This is a genomic window from Paenibacillus sp. FSL R7-0340 (assembly GCF_038002205.1).
GTDB classification, from domain to species: Bacteria; Bacillota; Bacilli; order Paenibacillales; family Paenibacillaceae; genus Paenibacillus; species Paenibacillus polymyxa_B.
The window spans coordinates 1,925,306-1,938,448 of the sequence record NZ_JBBOBY010000001.1; the positions used below are offsets into that span (position 1 = coordinate 1,925,306).

Sequence of the window (13,143 nt, forward strand, 5' to 3'; positions counted from 1 at the left end):
ATTATGAATCAAGTAGAAGCTGTTTTGACCGCCATGCCATTTATCAAAGAAGCTGCACGACAAGATGTTTCAATTTCCGTAATGGACAGGGAAAAATTTCTGTTCTTTCAGTCGGGTAAAAGCTTAGTTTATGATTTCAAAGCAGGCGATCCTCTTCCTGATGTACACAGAGACTTCAAAATGCTAGTAGGCGGTGAAAAGACCAGAGAGCGTTACGCTGCTGAAGTTTTCGGCATCGCTGCTGATTCTTACTTTCATCCGATTAAGAATGAACAGAATGAGATCGAGGCCGTAATGTGTATCACCTATAGTATGGATAATCAAGATCAACTGAAGAAGTTGATGACTCAAGCCGAGGATGTTACAAGCAAGCTAGTTGAAGGGATTCAGCATGTGGCGGCCCATTCGGAGGAGCTTAGTGCGACAGCCGAAGAAATTCTAAGCAATACTAAACAGGCGGTTGAGGACTCCGGTAACGTGACTGAGGTGGCCGGCTACATTAAGGAAATTTCAGAGCAGACGAACTTGCTTGGATTAAATGCAGCAATTGAAGCAGCCCGAGTGGGTGAGGCAGGAGCTGGTTTTGGGGTTGTGGCTACAGAAATCCGAAAAATGTCTACGGGCACCAAGGAAGCAACCGGACGGATTGAGCAGTCCTTGCAAGCCGTCAGACAATCGGTTTATAACATGGAACAAGAAATCACACAGATTGCGGTATCCTCCCAAGAGCAAGCCAAGCTTGTTACGGAATTTATGAATATTATTGATCAATTAAATGTAACCAACCACGGCTTGAGAGGGTTAGTAGAAAAAATCACGGATGATGTTGAAGCAGAATAAAGAATGAAAAAAAGTCTCGGTCTGTGAATTGTACATTCCGTATGGAAATGTAGATTACAGGCCGAGACTTTTTCTAATAGTAAATATTTACGAGTATTGTTGGTTTAACAGTGCAGTATCATAATACTCTTCGAAAGATTTGATTTTATTGTTTTCAAATTTAAAGATCTGGACATAGATCCCGTTGTATTTTATTTTTTTATTTTCTCCCCATGGTCCATTCGCTGTGATATCAATATGGCTGCGTGTTTTTGTCACAATCGTGTTAGGATTTTCTCCGACTATAAACTCATCGATGGTCCATTCGAATTTCCCTTTCATATCATTAAAAATGGGATTAAAGAAGCCTTTTACAGCATCCCAGCCTTCTTGAACAGAATTGTGCAAAACTGCCACATCATCAGTGGTAAATGGGGTAATTACAGCCGGATTATCTTCAACCCACAAAGAATAAAATTTGTCCGTATCTCCTAAATATAAAGAAAAAAAGTCTACAATGACATCCATGTTCTTTTTAGCAACTTCATTCTCGCTGTTGAATGAAGCATTAATAGTTACATTTTTAATCTTTTTGGGATTCATGCTGTTATTCTCCTTTATAAAAAAGATTTTGAACCATTACCTTTTCATTTGGTAGATGGCTGTCCAGCTTCTATTTACATCATTAGTATAAAATATAGGCAATTAAATAATAATAGACTGATTTTTAAGAGTGTTAAAAATGTAGACAAATGCTTCATAGTGTACAAATGTAAAATAAAATTTTGTGAGGGCTAACATGATTCGAAAAACAACTCCTAAGGAACTTCTTGCTGAATCTTTGATAGACTTAGCCAAAATACATCCAATCCAGTCCATCACCGTAACGGATATTACTGACAATTGTCAGGTTAGCAGACAGATGTTTTATTATCATTTTTCCAGTAAATATGACCTGATCTCATGGATATATAGTGATAAGGCAGATAAAATTATTGAACAATATATAGAAAAAGAGCCTTGGGGACGTGTTGCCGGGAGAATTGTTGAGTTTATTAAAGAGGATTACATCTATTTTAAAAAGGCTTTTGACGACAATACGCACTTGTCTTTTTATAATAATATTTTTAACTATACGGTTGAATGCCACACTAATTATATTCTTAAGAAAACAAATAGGACTTCGTTGCCTCCCGACATCCTTTTTGCTATAAGATTTAACGCTTATGGAGGAGTGAATGTGACTAAGGACTGGCTTGAGAACGGCATGAAGGAATCTCCAGAGCAATTAGGCGAATTAATATTCTCTGCGATGCCCTTGCCTATAAAAAAATATTTTCATTTAGATGAATAAATGCCGCGGAGAGGATACAGATATGAATTTGAATGAGTTAAATGAACAGAGTTACTCCGAACTAGAAGAATATGGGGTACATGTATTTCTGAATGAGATTCATTATCCATAATCAAATCTTTTCCGATATAATAATGAAAAGCTGATAGAACAGATACTACCTCAGAGAGGTGATTTATAATGACCGTTGACATCCTCGTACGTAATAATGTAAAAGTGCTGGGCTCAGGCAGCCAAACGATCGTATTTGCTCATGGCTTTGGATGCGATCAGGATATGTGGCGTTATATCGTCCCTAGCTTTATCGACAACTACCAAATCGTCTTATTTGATTACGTAGGTTCCGGAGAATCTCAAATTAAGTACTATGATTCAGAAAAATACAGCGACTTACAAGGGTATGCCCAAGATGTGCTAGATATTATGGAAGCGCTAGAATTAAGAAATGTCATATTCGTCGGACACTCCGTTAGTAGTATGATCGGAATGCTTGCTTCTATCCGAAATCCCCAATATTTTGAGCGCATCGTCATGCTCGGTCCCTCTCCTCGTTATGTGAATGACCTCCCCTATTATTATGGAGGCTTCGATAAGAGTGACATCGATGAATTGCTTGATATGATGCAAATGAACTTCATCGGCTGGGCTAGTTACCTGGCACCCATTGTTATGCAGAATCCTGAACGACAGGAATTAACCGAAGAGTTGGAGAAAACCTTTTGCTCAAGAGACCCTCATATTGCACGACAATTTGCGGAAGTGACTTTTTTTTCGGATTGCCGTGTCGATCTCCAGCATGCTTCGATTCCTACACTGATTCTCCAGTGCTCGGACGATAGCATTGCTCCGATTGAAGTAGGGAATTATTTACATACTCATCTTAAAAACAGCAGGCTTCAACAGATGAGGGCAAAGGGGCATTATCCTCACTTAAGTCAACCAGGAGAAACAAGCGATCTGATTAAAGAGTATTTAGCCAGTGTGTAATATCAGGAGAAAGGCAGTCATGAAATGGATATTCAATTAGATAAAGCTCCCTGTGGATATTTCTCAATCTCGGATTCTGGCTTCATTCAATCGGTGAATCAAACTTTATTGGATATGCTGCTTTATGACCGTAATGAATTGCTCGGACGGCCGATTGAATCCACAATGTCTGTTACCAATAAGCTATTTTTTCATACTTATTTTTATCCCTATATTCAGTTGTACGGGCATGTCGATGAGATGTACTTCTCGTTTAGGACAAGTGATCGACAGGATGTGCCTGTACTTCTAAACGGGGTACGCCAGGAACGCAACGGAGAAACTGTTATTGATTGTGTAGTGCTTATGATGCGTAAGCGAATTGAACATGAGAGAGATATTCTGCAGACCAAAACCAAGCTTCAGGAATTATATCAGGCTACGAATGAAGCGAACCAGAAGCTTGAACGGTTGCACGAAGAATATGAAATCAAACAGCAGGAGCTAGAAAGGATTAATCTCCAGCTTGAAACGATGGCATCAACGGACCCGTTAACCGGTCTTAAAAATAGAAGGTATTTCCAAGATCAATTACTAGCTAGCCTCGCGTCCTTTCGTGAGAGTGGAATATCTTTTTCGCTGCTTATCATTGATATTGATCGTTTCAAAAGTATTAACGATACTTATGGTCATCCAGTGGGCGACCTAGTGCTTACGAATCTGGCAGAATTACTGCAATCCATGTCACGGGATAGGGACATTGTCGCTCGGTATGGCGGCGAGGAGTTCGTAATTATTCTTCCGGGCAACGATCAAGAAGAAGCTATTCTTACAGCGGAAAGATACCGCTCCACGACGGCCTCGATGGATTGGGGAGAATATGCTGTTACTGTGAGTATTGGTGTGGCAACGGTTACGCAAGAGGATACGGAACAAACGATTGTTCATCAAGCGGATTTGGCTCTGTATGCTTCCAAAAGTGGCGGGAGAAATCGGGTCACTCATTCAGCAAATCTTGTAAAGAGTTAGATAAAGTCTTAATAAAGGGAATTAAGAGCTGACACGCCTTAGAGCTAATTAGCCGAGCCTGCCTCTTACGGCGGGCTTTTTATTATAAAAGCCCCGGAATGTCTCCACAGCTTACTCCAATAGGTCTGGTCAAACCATACAAATTCAGCTACTATTATTGATAACGATTCTCATTCGAAGGATCAGGATGAATGAAAACATTTGAGGTGGACGCTTGTGAATTCAAATTCGTTATCATTAATATATCAGCATTATTTGGAAAAGACCCCGTTCAGACAACAGAACGAGCATACGTATATGATTTTACCGGAAGCGGGCCATGGACATATCTACCGAGTTACAACTTATAGTGGAATTGAGATCGTGTATTCGCATATTCAATATCACGAGCCGTATCCGACCAACTTTGCTTCCAGTGGACAAATGATTGAGCTCCAATTTGCGCTTTCGGGTCAACGTCATGTGAATGTGGCTGGGTTGGATTATACACTCCCGATGGGACAGGGGGCACTTATTTTTTTACAGGATTTTAAAGCGTGCTTTCATCCTCCGGTTAACGAACAATACAAATCATTTGCACTTGGCATTCCGATTTCGTTGTTTAATTATGCGGCTTCACAGTTAGCGGCTCGTCGGCAGGTAGCTATTGAATTTAATCAAATTCTTAAGGGAGCTGCATTCCATCACTTTAGTTTTGAACTGGATCACAGAAGTATAGTGATGATTGAACATTTGATCAAAGACTTGAAAAGTGTGCATAAATCGCCTTTGTTAATGGAAGCAGCAGCACTTGAGATTTTAAATCGATTTATGATTCAATTATTTGATTTAACACCTATGCCCGAAGGTTTGTCTAAAGAAGATGTTAGAAAGCTGCATATGGCTCGGGAGATACTTGAGTTCAGCATGATTGATCCACCCTCACTGATCACATTATCCAAAAAGGTTGGATTAAACGATTTTAAATTAAAAAAAGGATTCAAAGCCTGCTTTGGAACTACTGTATTTGAATATTTGCGCCAAATTCGTCTTGATTATGCGATGAAGCTGCTCCGAAGCCAAGAAAGCAATGTGACTGAAGCTGCGATGGCTGTAGGATATAGCAATGTGAGTGCATTTTCAGAGCAATTTTTCCGGGAATACGGAGTGAAGCCATCATCCTTAAAGAAGGTATTTTAAAATAAAATCCGTTTAACCGTAGAATAATCCGTATATAGGCAGTAGAGTGGTGCTGTGACTCGTATACTTCTGCATAGAGAGAATCTATAACAGAGGAGTGTGCGAGGATGAACAGAATAAAAGGGAGCATCTTTTTCAGTGTATTTGTGGCTATGCTAGGGCTCATGCTCATTGCTCCAATTATGCCGCCCCTTATTCGTGAGTTGGGATTAAGAGAAAGTCATTCTGGGTTAATTATATCGCTTGGCTCCATAACGATGGCCTTAATGGCCCCAATATGGGGAAATCTGAGTGATGCAAAGGGACGCAAGCCTGTGATTCTGCTTGGATTCATAGGGATGTGTGTAAGCTGCTTGCTGTTTACGCTTACTCTTTTTGCAGGATTAAAAGGTTGGCTCAGCGGGGGGCTGCTGTTAGTCCTGTTAATTGTTACACGCGGTTTGATCGGCGGGTTTATCCCGGCGGTATTGTCATCCTCCCAAGCTTATATGGGAGATGTGACCGAGGGAGAAGATCGAGGCAGTGGGATGGCGATCATTAGCGCAGCCAATGGACTTGGATTAGTATTTGGTCCTGCTATTGCAGGTGCCTTTACTTTAATAGGCTTGCTGTGGCCTCTATATTTTGGGATTGTAATTGCTGCTGTAGCATTTGTAGTGGCCTTGCTGGCAATTCCGTCTGCCAAGCCCGTTATTCAGCAAAAGCCAGCCCGAATTAACCCCTTTCAACCCGGTCTACGAATGTATTTGTTCGCAGGTTTGGTTACGATGATTAGTATTGTGACCATCCAGGTTATTGGCGGATTTTATTTTCAAGATCAATTAGGCCTTTCATCCGAAGAAACAGCAAGAGTGGTTTCCTTTGGACTTATGTTTTCCGGTGCAGCCATGTTGATTGTACAGATCGTTCAGATGAAATGGCTTAAATGGCAACCCAAGCCGATGATTTTGCTCGGTTCTCTGTTCCTTATTGCCGGTATGCTGATATTCCTCATGTCAGCCAGCATGGTTGTTTACTATTTAGCGTTCTTTATGTTTGGTATAGGTACAGGCTTGCTTATGCCTGGATTTATGGCTGGGGCTTCTCTTTCTGTTAGTAAAGAACAGCAAGGGGGAGCCGCTGGTCTGGTGGCCACTGTCCAAGGGATTTCTGCAATTATTGCTCCTATTTTGACAACGACGCTATATCGGGTGGACAAATATATTCCTTTTGCTCTTATAGCAGCTCTAGTAGCTGTTATGGCCATCATTATGTTGGGGGTAAGAAAGAGAAAAGGGAATAGTGAGCTGGTATCTCAGAAGGCCAAATAAATAATAGAGTTGTTTGATGAACCCATAGGCTTCCGTGCTATATTCACGAGAAGCCTATTTTGTTTGCTGGTTTGAATGATAGTCAAAAGGTCTCAATTTGCTAATTCATAAGCTACATAGTTTAGATATCTATTATAATAAGTTTTAAGAAAATTCAGGGAAAGCAGAAGGAAAGTGGGAGGCTCATGGAAATCCAGCAAAAGTGGGTGGTTTTAAACAAAAAAGTACCTCTTATATGCGGACTACGACTGAACTCCTGAGGTGAATGAGAAGGTGAAATCCGATTTAGGGGGGGCTAGTTAAGGAGAAGTTCATAAAATTGGAGGGATGCAGATGGGTTGGGAGTATGGAATTAAAGTCGCAGATGTTAAGGATATTCAAGTGCTAATGGATCGTTTAGCTGAAGCATTGCCTAGGATTGACGGATATCGGATGCAAAGGGATGAGGATGGCTTTGTCCTGCTTCAAAATGATCCCGATTGGCCTGAGGCGTTCCAGGTGTCTGTGGAAGAGGCAAGGAATATTGAAGGGTTAGAAGATGATGAACCTTATATCTATTGTCTATTTCATATCGGCGGCGGAGATGCGGTGAGGTTGAGGGAAGGAATGTGCAGGGTGCTGGAAGAAGAGAAATGCGCTGCGGATTGGTTCGAGTTGTAGCCGAAGAAAGGAGTGGTGAGATTGAGTAAGAAGGACAAAAAAGAGATTCAGACACTAATCTATCGCTATAGTGGTCCACGAGCCAATATTGGATATACTTTTGAACCGCTGCGTTATGGGGATACGGATGAACCAAAGCTGGAGGAGATAATCTTTATCTACGCAGATGACTTTGATATCGTGTTGTCTGCGTTAAAGTCCAAATATCCACTTGACGATCCTGATACGGGGGGAACGTATGAGGCTTTTGATCCCTGTTGGGATAATCCGATTCCGGAGTCGATATGGCATGAGATATTAACAGAATTGGATGCTTGGCCTGCCAAGGAGCCGGAATTGCGCATATTTATCGATTCCTTTATAGCTTGGGTCAGAGCACACCTGAAGAAAGAAAATGGTATTATCGTGACTGGAAATCTATAGAGAAAGACAAAGCAATACGTATTTTCGCTCCCCCTCGCTTCAAGGTGCGACCGGACAGCAAGCTGCTGAGTCGAACACCTCGTTCTTTGCAGTGCTCGCGATTATTTCTCCTTTCCTGATCGGCCTAATACTACAATCTATATATAAAAAACAAGCGATTTCCTTTTGAAAGGGGACCGCTTTTTTTGGCATCATGCTGATTTTGATTTCTATATTCGAATAAAACACGACATTTAAATAACATGGTGAGTAACTTTAGTGCGCAAACGACAAAATTCGTCATTATTTTTAGTTATTCAGGACGTGGAAACCGTTCTTGTTCCTTAGTACAATGAATAAAAATAACAAGTGATGAAAAGAAAGGTGACAAAGACACGAGGAATTACGGATAAGGAGGGACAGGCTGTGGCCGTATACACACTACGTAGATTGATACAAATGATTCCGGCACTGCTTGGTATTGTCGTCATTACATTCATGATCTCAAGAGTGCTTCCGGGTGATCCTGCCGTGATGCTTGCGGGGGAACAGGCTACACCCGAGACGATTGAAAATATTCGAAGCAGCATGGGACTGGATCAACCGAAGTACATTCAATTTTTTCATTATGTAGTTGGATTGTTCCAAGGTGATCTGGGTCAGGCTTATCACACCGGACAGTCAGTGGCAAGCGACTTTGCTACCCGGTTTCCAGCAACCATCGAGTTGGCGCTGGCAAGCTTGGTTATTGCGATTCTGGTGGCAATCCCAATCGGCATCCTGGCAGCAACCCGTAAAGAATCGATTGTGGATCACATTTCACGTGTGTTTTCCTTGATCGGTGCATGTATGCCCATTTTCTGGATTGGCCTGTTATTCATTTATATCTTCTATGCTAAATGGGGCATCGCTCCTGCGCCCATGGGTCGAATTAGCGGTGACATCAATCCGCCGACGCACGTTACGGGACTTTATGTACTCGATAGTTTGATGACCGGTGATTTTGTAGCTTTAAAAAGCAGTTTATCCCATTTGGTTCTGCCAGCAGTCTGTCTCAGTACAGGCACTATGGCGATTGTGGCACGGATGATGCGTTCCAGCATGCTGGAAGTGATCGGTCAGGATTTTGTTCGCACAGCCAGAGCCAAAGGTCTGCGCGAAGGAATTGTTATTTATAAGCACGCACTCATTAACGCCTTTATTCCAACACTTACCGTACTTGGTTTGCAGGTCGGTTACCTGATTGGTGGAGCGGTTATTACCGAAACCATTTTTACCTGGCCAGGAGTGGGCAGCTATGTGACGGACTCCATTTTGGCGGCTGACTACGCACCGATTCAAGCATTTACCCTCGTAAGTGCGCTGATTTACAGCTTTATCAATCTTGGAGTCGACTTGGTTTACGGATTGATTGATCCACGTATCCGGTACGAATAATGAACGAAGCACAAAAGTAGGGGGAGGTACTCGGATGAGCACTGCAAGTGATTTGGTGGCAAAAGCGGCTGTACCTCAGCCCAATGCAACCGCTATACCGAAACGCAAGACCTTTTGGCGATTACTGTTTGGCAATAAACTCGCTTTAATCGGATTCATCTTTATCGTTGGCTGGACGCTCATTGCCATCCTCTCATCATGGATCGTTCCACATGATCCTTATGTAACCGACCCGGCGAACAAGCTGCTGCCGCCAAGTGCAGAACATTGGTTTGGGACCGATAATTACGGACGTGACATTCTCAGCCGTGTCATTTACGGAGCCAGAATCAGCATATGGACCGGGATGATTGCCGTGTCGATCTCATTTATCATCGGCGTACCGCTTGGAGCCATCGCAGGTTTCTATGGCGGTCGAATGGGCAGCATTATTATGCGCTGTATGGATATTCTGTTGGCTTTCCCGTCGCTGGTACTCGCCATGGCCATTGCTGCAGCGATGGGACCAGGACTGATGAGTGCACTCATCGCTGTGGGCATTGTAGGCATACCCGAATTCGCCAGACTGATTCACGGACAAACCATCTCTCTCCGGGAAAAGGAGTTTGTTGAGGCCAGCCGGGCGATTGGTGTAACGAACGGAACGATCCTGTTTCGCCACATCTTGCCTAATGCACTTGCCCCACTGCTTGTGAATGCAACGCTCGGAATGGGCTTCGCCATCCTCACCTCAGCCAGTCTCAGCTTCCTGGGGCTCGGTGTGAAACCCCCGATTGCTGAATGGGGCGCAATGATTTCAGAAGGGCGAGCGTATATCATTTCCGGTGAGTGGTGGATTGTAACCTTCCCGGGTCTTGGAATTGCGACAGCTATTTTGGGCTTCAATTTGCTTGGAGACGGTTTGCGGGATGTTCTTGATCCTAGACTGCGCTCTAGCAAATAAAAATAAATAGATCATTAAAGGGGAGAACGTAAGCCATGTTGAAAAAAAGTCTTTCTTTAATTGTCGTCTTGTCTACGTTGCTATGGACGGCAGGCTGTGCGAGCAATGCTAACAGCCCGTCCGCTTCATCTGGAGAGAAAGGCGCAGATGCCCCATCCCCACCAAAGACGATTACACTTGCTTACTCGGAGGGAGGGTCAACCATGGACCCTGCTGAAGCAAGTGATCTTACATCGGATACCCTTGTGCTTGCGCTCTATGATCAGCTTGTGACCTATGGCAAAAAGTCTACGGATAGCGGTGAAGTGGCAGATACGGAAGCAATTAAGCCCATGCTGGCTGAGAAATGGGATGTGTCCGCTGATAACATGACTTATACGCTCCATCTGCGTAAAGACGTTAAATTCCAAAGCGGCAACCCGCTGACCGCCAATTCTGTGTTGTATTCCTTTGAGCGGCTTAAAAATTCCGATTCCGGTAGCTTCCTGTATGGTATGAGCTCCATTAAAACCGCTACAGCGCCTGATGAGCACACCGTTGTCGTTACATTGTCCCAACCCAATCATATGTTTCTGCAAATCCTGTCATTGTACAACTTCTCCATTGTGGATGATGTGCTTGTCAAAGAAAATGGCGATGGCGACTATTTGAAAACACATGCGGCAGGTTCAGGTCCGTTCAAGCTTGAAAAATGGGACCCTGCGACAGAAGCTGTCTTTAATGCTAATGCCAGCTACTGGCAAGGAGCGCCAAATCTGAGCAAAGTAACGATGAAGTTTACCAAGGAAGCTTCCAACCGTGTACTTCTGCTGGATAAAGGCGATGTGGACATGGCGATTGAGATTCCTGCAAAGGACGTTTCGAAGCTGGAAACCAACGCTGATCTGAAGGTTCAATCCAATGCAAGTAACCGGATTCTGTATTTCGCCATGAATAACAAAGTCAAACCTTTTAATGATCCAAAAGTGCGTCAAGCCATTGCTTATGCTATTCCTTACGACCAATTAATCGACGATGTCATGTACGGTCAAGCAAAGCAAATGAAGAGTTCTGTAGCGAGTAACACGCCTGGCTACACGGATGCGGGCTACAGCTACAAGCACGACTTGGACAAAGCAAAACAGCTGCTTACAAAAGCGGGTTATCCTAATGGGTTTAATTTTGATCTGACACTGGGTTCCGGCTTCCAGGACTGGGCAGATGATGCTGTATTGATTCAAGCTGAACTTGCCAAGATTGGCGTAAAGATGAATGTTGTCAATGTTGCCCGTGCACAGTTCCTTGAACAGCAACGAGAAGGCAACCTGACAGCATACATTTCCAAATGGACTTCCTTCGTCAACGACCCTGGTTACCATCTCGGGTTCCTGATGTACAGCGGCGGTTCTTCGAATTATATGCATTATGCTAATGCAGAAGTGGATAAGCTTTGGGAACAAGCTGGCAAAGAGCAAGATGAAAATAAACGTAAAGAGCTGTATGGCAAAGCGCAAGAGCTTATAAATCAAGATTCGCCATGGGCGTACCTGTATGAATACAATCGGGTTGTTGGCATGAGCAAAGACGTCACTGGATATGTTTACTACCCAGATGAGGTTATCCGATTCTATTCATTGAATAAAGAGTAAGTTGTGATCTTACCTTATGCCTTCGGTTTTTACAGCCGAAGGCTATCATTTTACGCCTGAAGTATGAAGCTGATCCCGATGGATCGTAAAAAATTTAGTTGGCTAAATGAAAAACGTGAAGGGACTGAATGGAAATGACAGATTGGAAAACGTTAGTTCTTGATGAAATAGATAAACGGCAGGACGAATTGCTTGAGCTATGCTCGCGGTTGATTCAGTTTCCTTCGGAAAATCCTCCAGGTGATTCACGCGAAATTAGTCAGTTCATTATGGACTATCTTAAAGAAGCAGGTATAGAAACAACGGTGCATGAATCCGGGCCGAATATGTGGAATCTCATTTCTGATTATGGCGCTGAAACGGCGGACGGAAAAAAACTGATTTTCTGTGGGCATACAGACGTTGTGCCGGCAGGGGATCGTACTCGTTGGGATTTTGATCCGTTTTGTGGTGAGATACGTGATGGCTACCTCCTGGGTCGCGGTGCTTCGGACATGAAAGCAGGACTGGGCGGATTAATATTTACCGTTGCGCTTTTCTCCAAACTAGGCGTACCACTCGAAGGTGCGTTGTCGTTGCTTGTAGTTCCAGACGAGGAAACCGGGGGACATCTTGGAGTACCTTGGGTGCTGGAAAGAAAGCTGATTGAAGGAACAGCTGCTGTGATCGCAGAGCCTTCAGGCCCGCAAAACCCGACCATCGGGCAAAAAGGAAGCTGCTGGTTTGAATTTACCGTTGAAGGCACACCGGGTCATGGCAGTTTGCAGCCGATAGCAGGTGAAAGTGCTATTTTGAAGGCAGCAAAAGGGATTGAAGCGCTGCAACAACTGTGGGACATCAAGCCGGACATCCCGGAAGAAGTCAAAGAGATCATTGAAATTTCCAAGCGTTATGCAAGTGAACGGGAGAACCCAAGCTATGGACAAGCGTTTGATCATGTAACAGTGAACATTGGTACGATCCAGGGAGGCACCAAAGTCAATGTGGTTGCGGACCGTTGCACAGTGCAAGTGGATTCCCGTGTTCCATTTGGCGTAGACCACCGGGATGTACTGGCCAAAGCCAAAGAACTGCTTGCAAGTGTTGGCATTGACGCGGAACCCAAACAATTCGGATTTTATGGTAATGCCAACTGGACCCCTCCAACCGAGCCGATTGTACAGGAGCTTGTGGAATCTATCGCTGAGGTCAGCGGTAAAGAGGCCTATGGCGTACTGCAATGGGCAACCAGCGATGCACGTGCATTCCGCAAATACAATATCCCGGTATTGCAATACGGGCCTGCCGAACTGTCGACCATTCACAATTTTAATGAAAAAGCTCCGGTATGGCAGATCATTCAATCTGCGAAAGTATACGCCTTGACGGCGCTTAAATATCTGAAAACAACACAAAAAGAAGCATAAGGGGATCTGC

Annotated in this window: 13 protein-coding genes; 12 read left to right on the forward strand and 1 reads right to left on the reverse strand. The window is 43.6% G+C overall.

Annotated features, from left to right (window positions below; genetic code table 11):
* The first annotated feature begins 3 nt into the window (after positions 1-3).
* Positions 4-840 carry a methyl-accepting chemotaxis protein gene (locus MKX59_RS08620; protein WP_023989690.1) on the forward strand — a complete coding sequence of 279 codons (837 nt, stop codon included), beginning with the start codon at positions 4-6 and terminating at the stop codon, positions 838-840.
* A gap of 87 nt (positions 841-927) precedes the next feature.
* On the opposite strand, the gene MKX59_RS08625 is transcribed toward MKX59_RS08620, so the two are convergent.
* Positions 928-1,422 carry a nuclear transport factor 2 family protein gene (locus tag MKX59_RS08625; RefSeq protein ID WP_028542284.1) on the reverse strand — a complete coding sequence of 165 codons (495 nt, stop codon included), beginning with the start codon at positions 1,420-1,422 and terminating at the stop codon, positions 928-930.
* Between the two features lie 196 nt (positions 1,423-1,618).
* Between MKX59_RS08625 and MKX59_RS08630 the strand changes: the two genes are divergently transcribed.
* The 11 genes from MKX59_RS08630 to MKX59_RS08680 all read left to right on the forward strand — a co-directional run bounded on the left by MKX59_RS08630 (position 1,619) and on the right by MKX59_RS08680 (position 13,133).
* Positions 1,619-2,173, forward strand: a complete 555-nt coding sequence (locus MKX59_RS08630) for a TetR/AcrR family transcriptional regulator C-terminal domain-containing protein (protein ID WP_023989688.1) — start codon at positions 1,619-1,621, stop codon at positions 2,171-2,173.
* A 180-nt stretch (positions 2,174-2,353) separates the two neighbouring features.
* Positions 2,354-3,160 carry an alpha/beta fold hydrolase gene (locus MKX59_RS08635; protein ID WP_028542285.1) on the forward strand — a complete coding sequence of 269 codons (807 nt, stop codon included), beginning with the start codon at positions 2,354-2,356 and terminating at the stop codon, positions 3,158-3,160.
* A 24-nt stretch (positions 3,161-3,184) separates the two neighbouring features.
* On the forward strand, positions 3,185-4,168 hold the full coding sequence (locus MKX59_RS08640) for a sensor domain-containing diguanylate cyclase (RefSeq protein WP_023989685.1): 984 nt from the start codon (positions 3,185-3,187) through the stop codon (positions 4,166-4,168).
* A gap of 216 nt (positions 4,169-4,384) precedes the next feature.
* Positions 4,385-5,347: a helix-turn-helix domain-containing protein gene (locus MKX59_RS08645; protein ID WP_028542287.1), complete on the forward strand. Its 963-nt coding sequence runs from the start codon at positions 4,385-4,387 to the stop codon at positions 5,345-5,347.
* Between the two features lie 107 nt (positions 5,348-5,454).
* Positions 5,455-6,657 carry an MFS transporter gene (locus MKX59_RS08650; RefSeq protein ID WP_340858220.1) on the forward strand — a complete coding sequence of 401 codons (1,203 nt, stop codon included), beginning with the start codon at positions 5,455-5,457 and terminating at the stop codon, positions 6,655-6,657.
* Positions 6,658-6,990: 333 nt separating this feature from the next.
* Positions 6,991-7,317 (forward strand): hypothetical protein, encoded by a 327-nt coding sequence (locus tag MKX59_RS08655; protein WP_023989682.1) that lies wholly within the window; start codon positions 6,991-6,993, stop codon positions 7,315-7,317.
* Between the two features lie 15 nt (positions 7,318-7,332).
* Positions 7,333-7,740, forward strand: a complete 408-nt coding sequence (locus MKX59_RS08660; RefSeq protein ID WP_340858222.1) for a hypothetical protein — start codon at positions 7,333-7,335, stop codon at positions 7,738-7,740.
* A gap of 405 nt (positions 7,741-8,145) precedes the next feature.
* On the forward strand, positions 8,146-9,156 hold the full coding sequence (locus MKX59_RS08665; RefSeq protein ID WP_023989680.1) for an ABC transporter permease: 1,011 nt from the start codon (positions 8,146-8,148) through the stop codon (positions 9,154-9,156).
* Between the two features lie 34 nt (positions 9,157-9,190).
* Positions 9,191-10,099: an ABC transporter permease gene (locus tag MKX59_RS08670; RefSeq protein ID WP_023989679.1), complete on the forward strand. Its 909-nt coding sequence runs from the start codon at positions 9,191-9,193 to the stop codon at positions 10,097-10,099.
* A gap of 35 nt (positions 10,100-10,134) precedes the next feature.
* Positions 10,135-11,727: an ABC transporter substrate-binding protein gene (locus MKX59_RS08675; RefSeq protein ID WP_071558435.1), complete on the forward strand. Its 1,593-nt coding sequence runs from the start codon at positions 10,135-10,137 to the stop codon at positions 11,725-11,727.
* 134 nt (positions 11,728-11,861) lie between these two features.
* Positions 11,862-13,133: a M20 family metallopeptidase gene (locus tag MKX59_RS08680; protein WP_023989677.1), complete on the forward strand. Its 1,272-nt coding sequence runs from the start codon at positions 11,862-11,864 to the stop codon at positions 13,131-13,133.
* The last annotated feature ends 10 nt before the right edge of the window (positions 13,134-13,143 follow it).

Excerpts from the sequence above, each read along its gene's own strand:
- MKX59_RS08675 (WP_071558435.1), top strand. The coding sequence starts at position 10,135 with ATGTTGAAAAAAAGTCTTTCTTTAATTGTCGTCTTGTCTACGTTGCTA.
- MKX59_RS08680 (WP_023989677.1), top strand. The coding sequence starts at position 11,862 with ATGACAGATTGGAAAACGTTAGTTCTTGATGAAATAGATAAACGGCAG.
- MKX59_RS08620 (WP_023989690.1), top strand. The coding sequence starts at position 4 with ATGAATCAAGTAGAAGCTGTTTTGACCGCCATGCCATTTATCAAAGAA.
- MKX59_RS08670 (WP_023989679.1), top strand. The coding sequence starts at position 9,191 with ATGAGCACTGCAAGTGATTTGGTGGCAAAAGCGGCTGTACCTCAGCCC.
- MKX59_RS08655 (WP_023989682.1), top strand. The coding sequence starts at position 6,991 with ATGGGTTGGGAGTATGGAATTAAAGTCGCAGATGTTAAGGATATTCAA.
- MKX59_RS08625 (WP_028542284.1), bottom strand. The coding sequence starts at position 1,422 with ATGAATCCCAAAAAGATTAAAAATGTAACTATTAATGCTTCATTCAAC.
- MKX59_RS08650 (WP_340858220.1), top strand. The coding sequence starts at position 5,455 with ATGAACAGAATAAAAGGGAGCATCTTTTTCAGTGTATTTGTGGCTATG.
- MKX59_RS08640 (WP_023989685.1), top strand. The coding sequence starts at position 3,185 with ATGGATATTCAATTAGATAAAGCTCCCTGTGGATATTTCTCAATCTCG.
- MKX59_RS08630 (WP_023989688.1), top strand. The coding sequence starts at position 1,619 with ATGATTCGAAAAACAACTCCTAAGGAACTTCTTGCTGAATCTTTGATA.
- MKX59_RS08635 (WP_028542285.1), top strand. The coding sequence starts at position 2,354 with ATGACCGTTGACATCCTCGTACGTAATAATGTAAAAGTGCTGGGCTCA.